The 15,435-nt window shown below is 58.9% G+C and carries 18 protein-coding genes; 13 read left to right on the top strand and 5 right to left on the bottom strand.

Translation table 11 applies throughout. The annotated features are described in order from the left end of the window. Window positions 1–9: 9 nt before the first annotated feature. Entirely contained in the window at window positions 10–1,311 is a 1,302-nt protein-coding gene (locus AC3WOK_RS12205; protein ID WP_492354589.1) for a CYTH domain-containing protein, read from the bottom strand. Between the two features lie 229 nt (window positions 1,312–1,540). Between AC3WOK_RS12205 and AC3WOK_RS12210 the strand changes: the two genes are divergently transcribed. Next, window positions 1,541–2,161 (top strand): TIGR04211 family SH3 domain-containing protein, encoded by a 621-nt coding sequence (locus AC3WOK_RS12210; protein ID WP_024906484.1) that lies wholly within the window; start codon window positions 1,541–1,543, stop codon window positions 2,159–2,161. Between the two features lie 60 nt (window positions 2,162–2,221). After that, window positions 2,222–3,463, top strand: a complete 1,242-nt coding sequence (locus tag AC3WOK_RS12215) for a multifunctional CCA addition/repair protein (RefSeq protein WP_492354590.1) — start codon at window positions 2,222–2,224, stop codon at window positions 3,461–3,463. A 10-nt stretch (window positions 3,464–3,473) separates the two neighbouring features. Here AC3WOK_RS12215 and bacA read toward each other — a convergent pair whose 3' ends face one another. Together bacA and folB are read right to left on the bottom strand one after the other, a co-directional pair. Further along, entirely contained in the window at window positions 3,474–4,295 is an 822-nt protein-coding gene (bacA, locus tag AC3WOK_RS12220; RefSeq protein WP_047347815.1) for an undecaprenyl-diphosphate phosphatase, read from the bottom strand. Between the two features lie 105 nt (window positions 4,296–4,400). Further along, window positions 4,401–4,769, bottom strand: coding sequence for a bifunctional dihydroneopterin aldolase/7,8-dihydroneopterin epimerase (folB, locus tag AC3WOK_RS12225; protein WP_492354591.1), 369 nt, complete (start codon window positions 4,767–4,769; stop codon window positions 4,401–4,403). Between the two features lie 107 nt (window positions 4,770–4,876). On the opposite strand from folB, the gene plsY reads away from it, so the two are divergent. Continuing rightward, the gene (gene plsY, locus AC3WOK_RS12230) at window positions 4,877–5,497 is read left to right on the top strand and encodes a glycerol-3-phosphate 1-O-acyltransferase PlsY (RefSeq protein WP_047347813.1); all 621 of its coding nucleotides are present in this window, start codon (window positions 4,877–4,879) and stop codon (window positions 5,495–5,497) included. Window positions 5,498–5,581: 84 nt separating this feature from the next. After that, entirely contained in the window at window positions 5,582–7,048 is a 1,467-nt protein-coding gene (locus tag AC3WOK_RS12235) for an MFS transporter (RefSeq protein ID WP_492354592.1), read from the top strand. 38 nt (window positions 7,049–7,086) lie between these two features. Here AC3WOK_RS12235 and AC3WOK_RS12240 read toward each other — a convergent pair whose 3' ends face one another. After that, entirely contained in the window at window positions 7,087–7,509 is a 423-nt protein-coding gene (locus AC3WOK_RS12240; RefSeq protein WP_023617355.1) for a MarR family winged helix-turn-helix transcriptional regulator, read from the bottom strand. Window positions 7,510–7,657: 148 nt separating this feature from the next. Between AC3WOK_RS12240 and AC3WOK_RS12245 the strand changes: the two genes are divergently transcribed. The 9 genes from AC3WOK_RS12245 (at window position 7,658) to ureG (ending at window position 14,306) form a co-directional block, all read left to right on the top strand. Next, window positions 7,658–8,671 carry an alpha/beta hydrolase gene (locus tag AC3WOK_RS12245; protein ID WP_059310575.1) on the top strand — a complete coding sequence of 338 codons (1,014 nt, stop codon included), beginning with the start codon at window positions 7,658–7,660 and terminating at the stop codon, window positions 8,669–8,671. Between the two features lie 149 nt (window positions 8,672–8,820). Next, window positions 8,821–9,648 (top strand): urease accessory protein UreD, encoded by an 828-nt coding sequence (locus tag AC3WOK_RS12250; protein WP_063957127.1) that lies wholly within the window; start codon window positions 8,821–8,823, stop codon window positions 9,646–9,648. A gap of 10 nt (window positions 9,649–9,658) precedes the next feature. Beyond that, window positions 9,659–9,961, top strand: coding sequence for an urease subunit gamma (locus AC3WOK_RS12255; RefSeq protein WP_003862556.1), 303 nt, complete (start codon window positions 9,659–9,661; stop codon window positions 9,959–9,961). A gap of 10 nt (window positions 9,962–9,971) precedes the next feature. Continuing rightward, entirely contained in the window at window positions 9,972–10,286 is a 315-nt protein-coding gene (locus AC3WOK_RS12260; protein ID WP_063432392.1) for an urease subunit beta, read from the top strand. After that, window positions 10,279–11,982: an urease subunit alpha gene (gene ureC / locus AC3WOK_RS12265; protein ID WP_063432390.1), complete on the top strand. Its 1,704-nt coding sequence runs from the start codon at window positions 10,279–10,281 to the stop codon at window positions 11,980–11,982. Before AC3WOK_RS12260 ends, ureC begins: the two co-directional genes overlap by 8 nt. A gap of 9 nt (window positions 11,983–11,991) precedes the next feature. Then, window positions 11,992–12,456, top strand: coding sequence for an urease accessory protein UreE (gene ureE / locus AC3WOK_RS12270; protein ID WP_063432388.1), 465 nt, complete (start codon window positions 11,992–11,994; stop codon window positions 12,454–12,456). A gap of 9 nt (window positions 12,457–12,465) precedes the next feature. Further along, a complete protein-coding gene (locus AC3WOK_RS12275; protein ID WP_059310570.1) occupies window positions 12,466–13,005 on the top strand; it encodes a HupE/UreJ family protein in 540 nt (179 codons plus the stop codon). After that, complete coding sequence (locus AC3WOK_RS12280) at window positions 13,005–13,679, top strand: urease accessory protein UreF (RefSeq protein WP_063957129.1); 675 nt, start codon at window positions 13,005–13,007, stop codon at window positions 13,677–13,679. Before AC3WOK_RS12275 ends, AC3WOK_RS12280 begins: the two co-directional genes overlap by 1 nt. Window positions 13,680–13,688: 9 nt before the next feature. Continuing rightward, window positions 13,689–14,306, top strand: a complete 618-nt coding sequence (gene ureG, locus AC3WOK_RS12285) for an urease accessory protein UreG (protein WP_014071813.1) — start codon at window positions 13,689–13,691, stop codon at window positions 14,304–14,306. A gap of 87 nt (window positions 14,307–14,393) precedes the next feature. Here the strand turns inward: ureG and tsaD are convergent, their stop codons facing one another. Then, window positions 14,394–15,407: a tRNA (adenosine(37)-N6)-threonylcarbamoyltransferase complex transferase subunit TsaD gene (tsaD, locus tag AC3WOK_RS12290; protein ID WP_029741753.1), complete on the bottom strand. Its 1,014-nt coding sequence runs from the start codon at window positions 15,405–15,407 to the stop codon at window positions 14,394–14,396. Window positions 15,408–15,435: the final 28 nt, after the last annotated feature.

Here is a 15,435-nt window from a genome sequence, read left to right on the forward strand (position 1 = left end):
TTGCCAGAGTTAACGTTTTCCGCTGTGCAGCCAGAACGGCTCCTGCGAAATGGCCTCGTTACGGAAATGCTCAATCTCGATATGCTGACGGGTTTCAATGGCATGCTTCAGTCCCTGCCAGTTTTCCAGCCAGGCCTGGGCCTTCGCGCCGTCATAAGCGCCGGAAAGCAGCAGCATGCTGTCGACGTTGCGCGAAAGGCGGGGAAGCTGATCGCCATACTGGTCGCCCAGCGGATAGGCAAACGTGGTCTTCAGCTCAGCGGCATGGCGGGAAAGATGAATATCCGCGAAGCGTTTGAAGTTTTCCGCGATTTTGGCCTCTGCTTTCGCATCCAGGAACGGGCGCCAGCCGCGCGTCACCAGAAACTCGGTCAGCGCCAGTTTTGCCGTCGCGTTTTGCGGGCTGTAGATCGCCGTTTGCGCAGAGACGTCGGAGTGCATCAGCGTTTCGGTTTGCGTCAGCAGATCACGTAAGTGAGCGCTCGCTTTTCGAGGCACGATACCGCCGAAGAGCGTCAGGGTATGGCGCACCAGGGCAATCGCCGCCAGCACGTGGGATTTGGCGTTTTTCACGTTTCGCACCCACAGCTCTTCGTGGTACTGCCACTGAGAAAGCGCCAGCTCCAGCGCGGCCTCCAGGCCCTGTTCAACGCTGGCTTTCGGCGCAACGTGCAAAATGGTCGTCTCTTTCAGCACGCGCGGCGCATTCCCGGCGGCCAGATGGTAACCCCGCGCGGCTTTGCTCAGGCTCCCCTGACGTAATCCGGACTGGTTCACCAGCCTGCGCGCCAGCTTCAGCACGTCATTCGCATCCCCTTCCAGCAGCTCAAGCTCCAGTTCGCAAATCGGCTCATGGAACTCTCCCGCCTTCACGTCACCCAAATCCAGGGCGATTTCGATGCGGCTTTTGCCTTCCGTCACCAGCCATTTTTCACGCCAGAAATCGGTGCTGAACAGCGGTTGCACCTGCTCCGCCAGCGTGGAAGGCAGCTCGCCTTCCGGCCAGACTTCGGCAGGGAAACGTTCCAGCTCAAGTTCTGGCTTACTGATGTCGATATTGTACTCCGGGCGCTGATGCAAACCGCCGACCACACGGCCGGCAATTTTCATCGTCATCTCGTAGCGACCGTTTGCACCGCGGATGCGCAGCCCCATATCGTGGCGGCGCAGCCAGTTGTCCGGCGTTTCGTAATAGATATTAAGCAGTTGTACCGGTGCATGGTGTTCGCCGGAAAGCGTATGCAGATGCTGGCGGAATGCGTCAACGCTGTCTTTTTCGACGATAAATTTTAATTCGATTTCCTGAGCCATAGCCTTGTACTTTTGCGGGCGTCACAGACGCGTCAATGAGGGCGAACTTCCTCGCCATTTGTTTGTCAGTACATAGTATTTTGCGCCAAATTGCCATGCAATGAGCAATTTGACGGGCGTAAATGTGTAGAGTCGTGACACAGATGATTCTGATTGCTGATGAATGCTTTGCGTAGAGACACTGTTGCCACTACTATCGTTCCACTATTTATGAAAATAACGACTAATGATGCTTAAATTACGCCTGATTGGACTTACTTTACTCGCTTTTAGCGCCGCAACCGCAGTGCACGCTGAAGAGAAGCGTTACGTTTCTGACGAACTGAACACCTGGGTACGCAGTGGCCCTGGAGACAATTATCGCCTCGTGGGTACGGTAAATGCCGGCGAGGAAGTCACGCTGTTACAGACCAACGCGGACACCAACTACGGCCAGGTGCGCGACAGCACCGGTCGTACTTCATGGATCCCGCTGAAAGAGCTGAGCACCGTACCAAGCCTGCGCACCCGCGTCCCGGATCTGGAAAACCAGGTGAAAACCCTGACCGATAAGCTGAACAACATCGACGGAACCTGGAACCAGCGCACCGCTGAAATGCAGCAGAAAGTGGCGCAAAGCGACGGCGTGATTAACGGTCTGAAAGAAGAGAACCAGAAACTGAAAAATGAGCTGATTGTCGCGCAGAAGAAAGTGAATGCCGCCAATCTGCAGCTCGATGACAAACAGCGCACCATCATCATGCAGTGGTTCATGTATGGCGGCGGCGTGCTGGGCGTTGGTCTGGTGCTGGGTCTGGTTCTGCCGCATCTGATCCCAAGCCGTAAGCGTAAAGACCGCTGGATGAACTAATTCGTCTTCTCTGCCAGACTTACGTATCATTCTGGAAAAGAGAAAACGGGAGTGTAAGGCGTGAAGAGTTATCTGGTCGGTGGTGCGGTACGTGATGCGTTGTTAGGTCTGCCGGTCAAAGATAAAGACTGGGTGGTGGTTGGCGCCACCCCTGAAGAGATGCTCGACGCGGGCTACCAGCAGGTAGGCCGCGATTTCCCCGTGTTTTTGCACCCGCAAAGCCGCGAAGAGTACGCCCTGGCGCGTACCGAGCGGAAATCGGGCTCGGGCTATACCGGCTTCACCTGCTATGCCGCACCGGACGTCACGCTGGAGCAAGATCTCCTGCGCCGCGATCTCACCATCAACGCGCTGGCGCAGGACGAAAACGGCCAGATCGTTGACGCCTATGGCGGCCAGGACGATCTGCGCAACCGTCTTTTACGTCACGTCTCCCCCGCGTTTTCTGAAGATCCGCTCCGCGTCCTGCGCGTGGCGCGCTTTGCCGCGCGTTATGCGCATCTCAGCTTTCGTATTGCCGATGAGACAATGGCGCTGATGACCGCCATGACCGAGGCGGGCGAGCTTGCACACCTGACGCCAGAGCGCGTCTGGAAAGAGACGGAAAATGCTCTCACCACGCGCAACCCGCAGATCTTTTTCCAGGTCCTGCGCGACTGCGGCGCGCTGAAGGTGCTGTTCCCGGAAATAGACGCGCTGTTTGGCGTTCCCGCCCCGGCGAAATGGCATCCGGAAATTGATACCGGCGTGCATACGCTGATGACGCTGAGCATGGCGGCCATGCTCAGCCCGGACGTGGACGTACGCTTTTCCACCCTGTGCCACGATCTCGGCAAAGGCTTAACGCCAAAAGAATTCTGGCCTCGCCACCACGGGCACGGCCCGGCAGGGGTGAAGCTGGTCGAGGGACTGTGCCAGCGTCTGCGCGTCCCAAACGAGATCCGCGATCTGGCGAAACTGGTCGCCGAGTTCCACGACCTGATCCACACCTTCCCGATCCTGAAGCCGGCCACCATCGTCAAGCTTTTCGATAACATCGACGCCTGGCGCAAACCCCAGCGCGTGGAGCAAATCGCGCTCACCAGCGAAGCGGACGTGCGCGGTCGTACCGGGTTTGAAGCGTGCGATTACCCGCAGGGTCGTTTGCTGCGTAAAGCCTGGGACGTGGCAAAAGCGGTGCCGACGAAAGACGTTGTCGACGCGGGATTCAAAGGACCGGAGATTCGGGAAGAGCTGACGAAACGGCGAGTTCAGGCGGTATCGGACTGGAAGGAAAAGCATTGCCCTCAGCCGAAAGACTGAGGGCCATCGGTCAGAAGAAGACCACGTACACCGCAGCCGCCACGATAAAGCGATAGATCGCGAACGGAATAAACGAGATACGCTTAATCAGCTGCAGGAAGGTTTTGATGGCAATCAGCGCCACAATAAACGCGGTGATGAAGCCCACGGCGAACATCGGAATGTCGCCAGCCGTCAGGAAGTGATAGCTCTTATAGACGTCGAGTACGGTGGCACCCATCATCATCGGCACCGCCAGCAGGAACGAAAACTCCGACGCGGCATAACGGCTCACGCCCATCAGCATCCCGCCAGAAATCGTTGCGCCTGAACGCGAGAAGCCCGGCCACAGCGCCAGACACTGGAAGCAGCCAATAATAAACGCCTGACGATACGTCATGTCGTCCAGACCTTCCGCACGCGGGGTTTTAGGTTTCAGCACTTCTGCTGCAATCAGCAGGAAACCGCCAACCACCAGCGCATACATCACGTTAATCGGGTTAAACAGAGACTTGATGGCGTCATGGAAAACCAGACCCAGCACCACCGCAGGGACCATCCCGAGCAGGATATGGATGAGCGTCAGACGGCCGGTGCCTTCACCTTCGCGCTGAGGAAGACGACCAAAGTGGATGCCGATCAGACCAAACAGACGACGCCAGAACATCACCACCACCGCCAGAATCGAACCCAGCTGAATGACCACTTCAAACGTCTTTGCGGTATCGCCTTCAAAGCCCAGCAGATGGCCAACGATAATCATATGGCCCGTACTGGAAACGGGTAAAAATTCCGTCAATCCTTCGACCACACCCAGTATTGCCGCCACCAGCAGCGAGTGCATATCGCTCATCTATAAACCCCTAAAAAGATATAAAAAAACGGTCGCCCCAACGGCTACCGTGAAAGATACAGCTTTAAGACCGATATAACCTAAAATGGTTTAGCTATTATGACGTTAAATCTGTCCTTTCAGATTTGTGCCACGCTCGATGATGACGCCGACATTGGCGGCTCGCGCCACCGCGCCCGGCTTGCTCAGCTTGATGCGCACCCACGGCGAATTGAATTTGGTGAGCAGCAGTTCCGCCACTTCCTCCGCCACCCGCTCGACCAGCGCAAAGCGTTGCCCTTCAACGTGGCCGATGACCGTTTCACTGATGTCGGCATAGCTCAGACAATCGTTCACGTCATCGCTTTTTGCCGATTTGCGGTTATTCCAGCCCATTTCGATATCGAACACCAGCTTCTGCTCGATGGTCTGTTCCCAGTCGTAAACACCAATCGTGGTGATTACCGAAAGTTGCTCTATAAATACAATATCCATCACGACCTGCCTGCTTTTTGGCTAAACCGGATACCACTTCCGGCGAATTATGCGTATTATCCACAGATGCTGAGAATACAGATACATTTTCAAAACGGAACAGCGTTATGAGTGCAATCGCGCCTGGAATGATCCTCCTCGCCTACCTTTGCGGCTCAATCTCCAGCGCCATTCTGGTCTGCCGCATCGCCGGGTTACCTGACCCGCGTGAAAGTGGTTCCGGGAACCCGGGAGCGACCAACGTACTACGAATTGGCGGCAAGGGAGCAGCCGTAGCGGTTTTGATTTTTGATGTTCTGAAAGGGATGCTACCCGTCTGGGGCGCGTACGCGCTGGGCGTTACGCCGTTCTGGCTGGGGCTCATTGCCATTGCCGCCTGCGTTGGTCATATCTGGCCCGTCTTCTTCGGCTTTAAAGGCGGCAAAGGCGTGGCTACGGCTTTTGGCGCCATTGCGCCTATCGGCTGGGACTTAACCGGCGTCATGGCCGGCACCTGGCTGCTGACCATTCTTCTGAGCGGCTATTCGTCGCTGGGCGCCATTGTCAGCGCGCTGATTGCCCCGTTCTACGTCTGGTGGTTCAAACCCCAGTTTACCTTCCCGGTGTCGATGCTCTCCTGCCTTATCCTGCTGCGCCATCACGATAATATTCAGCGCCTGTGGCGTCGTCAGGAGACCAAAATCTGGACGAAGCTCAAGAGAAAGAAAAAAGACGCTCCGAAGGGTTAGTTATGCCTTATAGCCAAATGTGATTTTGGCCACCTTCTGCCTGTGGTAACTGTTAGAGACACAACACAACCACATCAGAAGAAAATGGCAGACATTACAGAAACCACTCCCCTTTCAACACCACAACATTCAGCGAATGGCGACATCCAGTGGGTGCGCAGCGCCGCTGACGTCTCGCGGCTGGTCAATGACGGTTCTCAGGGACGGGCGAATGCGCGCATCGTCATCGGTATCGCGCTGGGCGGGATTTTCCTCGATGCCTACGACCTCGGCGCGCTGGCCTTCGGCATAAAAGACATCACCCGAGAATTTAACCTTACGCCGGCAGGCACCGGCATGGTGGCCTCGGCCATTACCTTCGGGGCCATTGTCGGGGCGCTGCTCGGCGGCTACCTCACGGACAAGATTGGCCGCTACCGGGTCTTTATGGCCGACATGCTCTTCTTCGTGGTGGCCGCCATCGCCTGTGCGCTGGCACCTAACGAATACGTGCTGGCGGGCGCCCGCTTTGTGATGGGGCTCGGCGTGGGGATCGACCTTCCCGTGGCGATGGCGTTTTTAAGCGAGTTTGCCAAACTCAAAGGCCCGGGGAATAAGGCCTCCAGCGTCGCGATGTGGTGCCCCACCTGGTATGCCGCCATCAGCATCTCGTATCTCCTGGTGCTTTTCTTCTACGCCGTGCTGCCGGAAAGCCACAGCGACTGGCTGTGGCGTTTGATTCTGGGCTTCGGCGCGGTGCCGGCGCTGGTGATTATCGCCATCCGCAGCCGCTATATGAGCGAATCGCCGGTCTGGGCGGCGAATCAGGGCAACCTGAAAGAGGCAACCTCGATCCTGCGCCAGTCCTATAACATCAACGCCCACGTGCCGCAGGACGCGCTCAGCCAGCCCGCACCCGTCGTCAATAAAGCGAAATGGTCTAACTACCTGAACCTGTTTCGCGGCATCTATTTACGCCGCACGACGCTCGCCACGCTGCTGTCCGTCGTCTCGTCGTTTGCCTATAACGCCGTGGCATTTGGCCTGCCGGTGATCATCTCCAGCTTCTTTGTCCAGTCGATGCTCACCACCATTCTGATTTCTCTGGTGCTTAACCTGCTGTTTGCCTTCGTCGGCGGGCTGCTGGCGGTACGCTACGTCCCGCGCTTCGGTGCCTGGCGGATGTCGCTTGCGGGCTACGCCTGCCAGCTAGTCGCGCTGCTCGGGCTGGCGCTGGTCGGGCGGCCAGAAGGCGCAGCGGAAGGTGTGGTTGCCGTCGGCATGCTGGCGCTGTTCCTGTTCGGTCAGGGCTTCGGCCCGGGCGCGCATACCATGACGTTTGCCTCGCTGAGCTACCCGACCTCGCTGCGCGGCGTCGGCGTGGGTCTCAACCAGACGCTGATGCGCAGCAGTTCCACGCTGTCGCTGTTCCTGTTCCCGCTGCTGGTCGCCTCCCTCGATACCGCCGTGTTCTGGGTGATTGCGCTGGCGCCGTTTATCGGCCTGGCCTCCCTGCTGGCGATCCGCTGGGAGCCGTCCGGGTATGACGTGGATGCGGAGGATTACCGCTAATGACCTCGCTTCGGTGGGTTAACCCCACCGAAGGGTTCTTACAAATCATCCAGCAGCGTTCGGGAAAGTTTTTTCAGCATCTCAAGCTCTTCATCATTCATCCGCATGCTGCAGCGAATCTGGTCCGGCAGCGCCATCACCTGCTTTTTCAGTGCGTTAGCCTTCTCCGTCAGAACAACATTTTTCATTCTTTCGTCACCCACAACCGCGATACGGTTGAGAAACCCCTTTGCCTCAAGCTTTTGTACCAGCGGGGTCAATGTGCCCGAATCAAAAAACGTCTTATCGCTGAGATCGCGAAGTGGAATGTTGTCTTTCTCATAAAGCGCCATCAAAACAACAAATTGCGGATAGGTCAGATCCATTTCCTGCAATAAGGGACGATATTGCCGAACGAACGCGTTGGTGACCGAGTACAGTGAGAAGCAAAGTAAATCATCTAATGTCTTGTTTTCTTTCATTTCTCTATCAACCCTGAGTCAGTTTTATAAAAAAATTATAAATAAAGTTTGACTAAAAGTATCTTGCGCGCAAGTATTACACCAGCAACTTAATAGTGCACTACTTAAATAACGTCACCGTTTAACACTCGCTTAAAGAGGTACTACCATGAAAACATTAACCGCCATCCTGGTTTCTTCCGTATTCGCGTCAGCCGCAGCGTCCGCTCACACCACCAATACCCCTACCCCGACCGCAGGCGTACAGGCATTTCTTAATGTTCTCAATTCAGGCAAGGGTAAGCCAATGGAACAGATGACTCCACAGGAGGCCCGCCAGGTACTGATCGGCGCGCAGCAAGGCGCAAAACTGCCCCCCGCTCAGGTTTCAGAAAAAACGATCCAGGTAAATGGTCAGGCGATCAAACTGAAAATAGTGAAACCTGAAAACGCAACCGGCACGCTGCCGGCATTTATGTTCTTCCACGGCGGCGGTTGGGTGCTGGGTGATTTCCCAACCCACGAACGCTTGATCCGCGATCTCGTTCGCGCGTCGGGTGCCGCAGCGGTTTACGTTGATTACACGCCGTCACCTGAGGCCCATTTCCCGGTAGCCATTAATCAGGCCTATGAAGCGACAAAATGGGTAGCCGGGCACGGTCAGGAAATTGGCGTGGACGGTAGCCGTCTGGGTCTGGTCGGTAACAGCGTGGGCGGCAATATGGTGGCTTCCGTGGCGCTGCAGGCAAAACAGTTCAATGGGCCAAAAATTCGCTACAACGTCATGCTCTGGCCTGTTACCGATGCAAATTTTGATACTGCCTCGTATAACCAGTTCGAGAACGGCTATTTCTTGTCGAAAAACATGATGAAATGGTTCTGGGATAACTACACCACCAACGCAGCCGATCGCAACAATATCCTTGCCTCTCCGCTTCGCGCCAGCGCCGCGCAGTTGAAAGGCTTCCCGGAGACGCTGATTCAGACAGCAGAGCTGGACGTTCTGCGGGATGAAGGTGAGGCATTCGGGCGTAAACTGGATGCGGCTGGCGTTCCGGTGACCGTCACGCGCTATAACGGCATGATCCACGATTACGGCCTGCTCAATCCACTGAGCGAAGAGCCTACGGTCAAGGTTGCTCTGGAGCAGGCTGGCGCAGCGCTGCATGAGCACCTGAAATAACAGCATCGCGATGCTTGTCAGACAGCACGCCCCCTGGGGCGTGCTTTTTTGTTTCGTCTTAACCGCCATCCATAAGCGACTCATATGACAGCCTTCAATTCTGCCAGGGCATACTGAAACGACCCCGATGATGAGCGGATGGATGCAGCATGTTAGCAGCTCAGGTCACTGATAATACGTATAAAGGCTGGCAGGCGTCGCTTGCCCTGCAGTTTTGTCACACCCCTGAGAAAACCCTCCTGCACTCTGCTCATCACCTCGGGCCGCTCACCGTTCAGCGGCCGTTTTATCCTGAAAGCGAAACCTGCCACCTCTATCTGCTGCACCCACCCGGTGGCGTTGTGGGCGGCGATACGCTGGATATTTCTGTCCGGCTGGACGCCAACAGCCACGCGCTCATCACCATGCCCGGCGCCAGCAAGTTTTATCGCAGCAGCGGCCCGCAGGCTCGTCTGAGCCAGCACTTTTATCTCGATGAAGACGCCATCCTTGAATGGCTGCCGCAGGACACCATTATTTTTCCCGGTGCGAATGCCGCGCTGCGCTCCGTCTTCCACCTGAAGGCCTCCAGCACGCTGCTGGCGTGGGAGCTGTACTGCCTGGGACGACCGGTGATCGGTGAAACCTTCAGCCACGGCACGCTGGAGAGCCGTCTTGAGGTCTGGGTCGACGACGCGCCGCGCCTGATTGAGCGCCAGCATCTCAGCCATGGCGATCTCACGCCCGTTGCCGGGCATCCGTGGCTCGGCACGCTGCTGTTCTATCCGGCCGGGGAAGCGCATCTCGACACGGTACGCGAGCGGCTCGCCCCGCTGGGTACCTTTGCCGGCGCAACGCTCACTGACGATCTGCTGTCGGTGCGTTTTCTCTCCCACGATAACCTGATTTGTCAGCGGGTAATGCGCGACGTCTGGCAGTCGCTTCGCCCGCTTCTCACCACTAAAACCGCCTGTTCGCCGCGTATCTGGCAGACATAAGAGAAACGTTATGGAACTGACCCCCAGAGAAAAAGACAAGCTGTTGCTGTTCACCGCCGCGCTGGTTGCCGAACGCCGCCTTGCGCGCGGGGTAAAGCTCAATTATCCGGAATCGGTCGCGCTGATCAGCGCCTTCATTATGGAAGGCGCCCGCGATGGCGAAACCGTCGCCTCGCTGATGGAGGCGGGCCGACACGTTCTGACGCGCGACCAGGTAATGGAGGGCGTGCCGGAGATGATCCCGGATATCCAGGTGGAAGCGACCTTCCCGGACGGATCCAAGCTCGTCACCGTTCATAACCCGATCGTCTAAGGAGCGCGTGATGATCCCAGGCGAATATCAGATCCAGCCCGGCAATATTGCCCTCAACGTCGGGCGTGAAACCCGGCGCGTCATCGTCGAAAACCACGGTGACCGGCCGATCCAGGTCGGATCGCACTACCACTTTTACGAGGTCAACCCGGCGCTGAAGTTTGACCGGGAAACCACCAAAGGCTACCGGCTGAATATTCCGGCGGGCACCGCCGTGCGTTTTGAACCCGGCCAGAAGCGCGAAGTGACGCTGGTTCAGGTTACGGGTGCGCGGCGCATAGTCGGTTTTCGCGGCGAGGTTATGGGAGAGGTGAAACATGGCTGAAATTTCGCGCCGGGCTTACGCCGATATGTTCGGCCCTACCACCGGCGATAAGGTGCGGCTGGCCGACAGCGAGCTGTGGATAGAAGTGGAAGACGATCTCACCACCTACGGCGAAGAGGTCAAGTTCGGCGGCGGGAAGGTGATCCGCGACGGCATGGGTCAGGGACAGATGACCGCAGACGACTGCGTGGATCTGGTGCTCACCAACGCGCTGATCGTCGATCACTGGGGGATCGTGAAGGCCGATATCGGCGTGAAGAACGGGCGGATCTTTGCCGTCGGCAAAGCCGGCAACCCGGATATTCAGCCCGCCGTAACGATCCCGATAGGCGCCGCGACGGAAGTCATCGCCGCCGAAGGGAAGATCGTTACCGCCGGCGGGATCGACACCCACATCCACTGGATCTGCCCGCAGCAGGCGGAGGAGGCGCTGGTCTCCGGCGTCACGACGATGATCGGCGGCGGTACCGGACCGGCGGCAGGCACCAACGCCACCACCTGCACGCCGGGGCCGTGGTATATCGCCCGCATGCTGCAGGCTGCCGATACCCTGCCGGTGAATATCGGCCTGCTCGGCAAGGGCAACGGTTCAAACCCGGATGCCCTGCGCGAGCAAATCGCCGCCGGCGCCATCGGGCTGAAGATCCACGAAGACTGGGGCGCGACGCCTGCGGCCATCAACTGCTCGCTGGAGGTGGCCGAAGAGATGGATATCCAGGTGGCGCTGCACAGCGACACGCTGAACGAGTCCGGATTTGTGGAAGACACGCTGGCCGCCATTGGTGGGCGCACTATTCACACCTTCCACACCGAGGGGGCAGGCGGCGGCCACGCGCCGGATATCATCACCGCCTGCGCGCACCCGAATATTCTGCCCTCTTCCACCAACCCGACGCTGCCCTACACGGTCAATACCATCGACGAGCATCTCGACATGCTGATGGTCTGTCACCACCTCGATCCGGATATCGCCGAGGACGTGGCGTTTGCGGAATCCCGCATTCGTCGTGAAACCATCGCCGCTGAAGACGTGCTGCACGACATCGGCGCATTCTCGCTCACCTCGTCAGATTCGCAGGCCATGGGCCGCGTCGGAGAAGTGATTATTCGCACCTGGCAGGTGGCGCACCGCATGAAGGTCCAGCGCGGCGCGCTGCCGGAAGAGACCGGCGAGAACGACAACTTCCGCGTGAAGCGCTACGTCGCCAAATACACCATTAACCCGGCGCTTACCCATGGCATTGCCCACGAAGTCGGTTCGATTGAGGCGGGCAAGCTGGCGGATCTGGTGGTCTGGTCCCCGGCATTCTTCGGCGTCAAGCCCGCCACTATCGTCAAGGGCGGAATGATCGCCTGCGCGCCGATGGGCGATATCAACGCCTCGATCCCTACGCCGCAGCCTGTGCACTACCGTCCGATGTTTGGCGCGCTGGGCGCCGCGCGACACGCCACCCGGCTGACGTTTGTCTCACAGGCCGCCAGCGCCAACGGCATCCCGCAACGGCTCAACCTGCAGAGCGCTACCGCGGTGGTGAAAGGCTGCCGGACGGTGAAAAAGGCGGACATGATCCACAACGGCCTGCAGCCGAATATCACCGTCGATTCGCAAACCTACGAGGTGCGCGTCGACGGTGAACTGATTACCAGCGAACCGGCTGACGTTCTGCCGATGGCGCAACGCTATTTCCTGTTTTGAGGAGTGATGATGATCTATTTAACCCAACGCCTGGACCATGCGCACCCGATTACCGCCAGCGTCACGCTGCCGATTGACGTGCGGGTGAAAAGCCGCGCCCGCGTGGCGCTGAACGACGGTCGCGAAGCCGGGCTGATGCTGCCGCGCGGCCTGCTGCTGCGCGGGGGCGACCTGCTGACTACCGACGACGGCAGCGAGGTGATTGAGGTGATCGCCGCGCCGGAGTCCGTCTCCGTGGTGCGCTGCGCCGATCCGTTCCTGCTCGCCCGCGCCTGCTACCACCTGGGCAACCGCCACGTGCCGCTGCAGGTCATGCCCGGCGAGCTGCGCTATCACCACGATCACGTTCTCGACGATATGCTGCGCCAGTTCGGGCTGGAGGTGGCCTACGCCAGCCTGCCGTTTGAACCGGAAGCGGGCGCGTATGCCAGCGATGCCCACAGCCATAGCCACTCTCACGCCCATTCACATTAAGGATCCATCATGCGTAAGTATTTACCGCTGTTACTGCTGGCCGTTTCCGTACCCGCACTCGCCCATCCCGGCCACGGCGCCGACAGCTTTCAGGCCGGTTTTCTCCACCCGCTGACCGGGCTCGATCACCTGCTGATGCTGGCGGGCGCAGGCGTGCTCTCGGCGCTGAGCGGCCGCAAGCTCCTGCTGCCATTTGCCACTCTCGGGATGATGCTTGTCGGTGCCATCGCGGGCAGCCTGCTCGGCGGCTTTAGCGGCATGGAGATGCTGATTATCACCTCGCTGGCGGTCTGCGGCGTGATGATGTTTAAAACTGAAAACCGGCTGCTGCTGGCGGTACCGGCTCTGGCGATGTTCCACGGCTGGGCGCACGGCGTGGAGATGTCCGGCCACAGCTTCTGGCTCTTCACCAGCGGATTTATGTTCGCCAGCGCCACCGTGCTGTGCGCCAGTTTCGCCGCAGGCTTGCTGCTGCGCCGTCACGACGGCCTGCGTAAAACCTTCGGCGGCGGGCTGATCGTCTCTGCCCTGCTGGCGTTGATGGGCTAATGGACGCTTCCCGCCAGCGGCTGCGCCTGATGCAGCTCTCCAGCAGCAGCCTGCCGGTCGGGTCGTTTACCTGGTCGCAGGGGCTGGAGTGGGCCGTTGAAGCCGGCTGGGTTGCCGACGCAGGGGACTTTAAGCGCTGGCAAATCCAGCAGATGGAGCAGAGCTTTTTCTGCGTCGATCTGCCGCTGTTTCACCGTCTCTGCCAGGCCTGCGTGCAGGACGATCTGCAGGCGGCCACGCGCTGGACGTCCTGGCTGCTCGCCTGCCGGGAAACGCGCGAGCTGCGCGACGAGGAGCGCAACCGCGGGGCAGCCTTTACGCGCCTCATTAAGAGCTGGGAGCCCGACTGTCCGCCCGCGTGGCTGGCGCTGTGTCAGCAAAGCCAGCTCTGCGGCATGGCATGGCTCGGCGCGCGCTGGGGCATTGGCGTACGCGAGCTGGCCCTGAGCCTCGGCTACAGCTGGATGGAGAGCGCGGTAATGGCGGGCGTCAAGCTGGTGCCGTTTGGGCAGCAGGCGGCGCAGCAATTGATTATCGAACTGAGCGACCATTTTGCTGCCCGGTTTGAACAGGCGTTTTTATGCAGTGACGACGAGATAGGCGCGGCGACGCCGCTGTCCGCGATCGCCTCTGCGCGGCACGAAACACAATATTCACGACTATTCCGTTCCTGAGGAAGCAACATGGCTGATTACAAACATCCCCTGCGCGTGGGCGTGGGTGGCCCGGTGGGGTCGGGTAAAACCGCGCTGCTGGAAGCGCTCTGCAAAGCAATGCGCGACACGTATCACCTGGCGGTGGTGACGAATGATATCTACACCAAAGAGGATCAGCGCATCCTGACCGAAGCGGGAGCCCTGGAGCCGGAGCGCATCGTCGGCGTGGAGACCGGCGGCTGCCCGCATACCGCCATCCGCGAAGATGCCTCAATGAACCTGGCAGCGGTAGAAGCGCTCAGCGAGAAGTTCGGCAATCTGGATCTGATCTTCGTTGAAAGCGGCGGCGATAACCTGAGCGCAACCTTCAGCCCGGAACTGGCGGATCTCACCATCTACGTGATTGACGTGGCCGAAGGGGAAAAAATCCCGCGCAAGGGCGGGCCGGGGATCACCAAATCCGATTTTCTGGTGATCAATAAAACCGATCTCGCGCCGTACGTGGGTGCTTCACTGGAGGTGATGGAGCGCGACACCAACCGCATGCGCGGCGAGCGTCCGTGGACGTTTACCAACCTGAAAGCGGGCGACGGCCTGGCGACAATTATTGCGTTTCTGGAAGAGAAAGGGATGCTGCGGGTATAGTGCGGTTTATCGCCGGATGGCGGCTTCGCCTGACCCGGCCTACGGTTTTGTAGGCCCGGTAAGCGCAGCGCCACCGGGCAAAAAAACTCACGCCTCCGGCAGTTCCGCCAGCGGCCAGCGCGGACGCACGGACACGCTCAGGTCAGACGTTGCACCGGCGTTCAGACGCACCATCCCGGCGTAGGCGATCATCGCCCCGTTATCGGTACAGAACTCCGGACGCGCATAGAACACTTCCCCGCGACGTTTTTGCATCATCTCAGCAAGCTTCGCGCGCAGCGTGCGGTTGGCGCTGACGCCACCGGCCATCACCAGGCGCTTAAAGCCGGTCTGATCCAGCGCGCGCTTGCACTTGATCATCAGCGTATCGACTACCGCGTCTTCGAACGCACGGGCGATATCGGCACGGGTCTGCTCGCTGTCGTCATTATTGCGGATAGTATTGGCCGCGAACGTTTTGAGGCCAGAGAAGCTGAAATCCAGCCCTGGACGATCGGTCATCGGACGCGGGAAGACAAAGCGCCCTTCCGTTCCCTGCGACGCCATTTTCGAGAGCATCGGGCCGCCCGGGTAATCCAGCCCCAGCAGCTTGGCGGTTTTGTCGAACGCTTCACCGGCGGCGTCGTCGATTGACTCGCCCAGCAGCTCATACTTGCCAATGCCGGTCACGCTGATCAGCTGGGTATGCCCACCCGAAACCAGCAGCGCCACAAACGGAAACTCAGGCGGATTCTCTTCCAGCATCGGCGCCAGCAGATGCCCTTCCATATGGTGAACCGGAATGGCCGGAACATCCCACGCGAAGGCCAGCGAACGACCAACCGTCGCACCGACCAGCAGCGCGCCGACCAGACCCGGGCCCGCGGTATAGGCCACGGCGTCGATATCGTTTGAACTCAACCCGGCCTCTTTCAGCGCCGCCTGAATCAGGGGAACCGTTTTACGCACGTGGTCACGAGAGGCCAGTTCAGGCACGACGCCGCCGTAGTCAGCGTGCAATTTCACCTGACTATACAGCTGGTTGGCCAGAAGGCCTTTTTCGTCGTCGTAAATAGCGATGCCGGTTTCATCGCAGGATGTTTCAATACCCAGTACACGCATGACTTGTTTTACCTCGTTTCAATACCGC

This window comes from Enterobacter sp. FW301-JW81 (assembly GCF_058788735.1).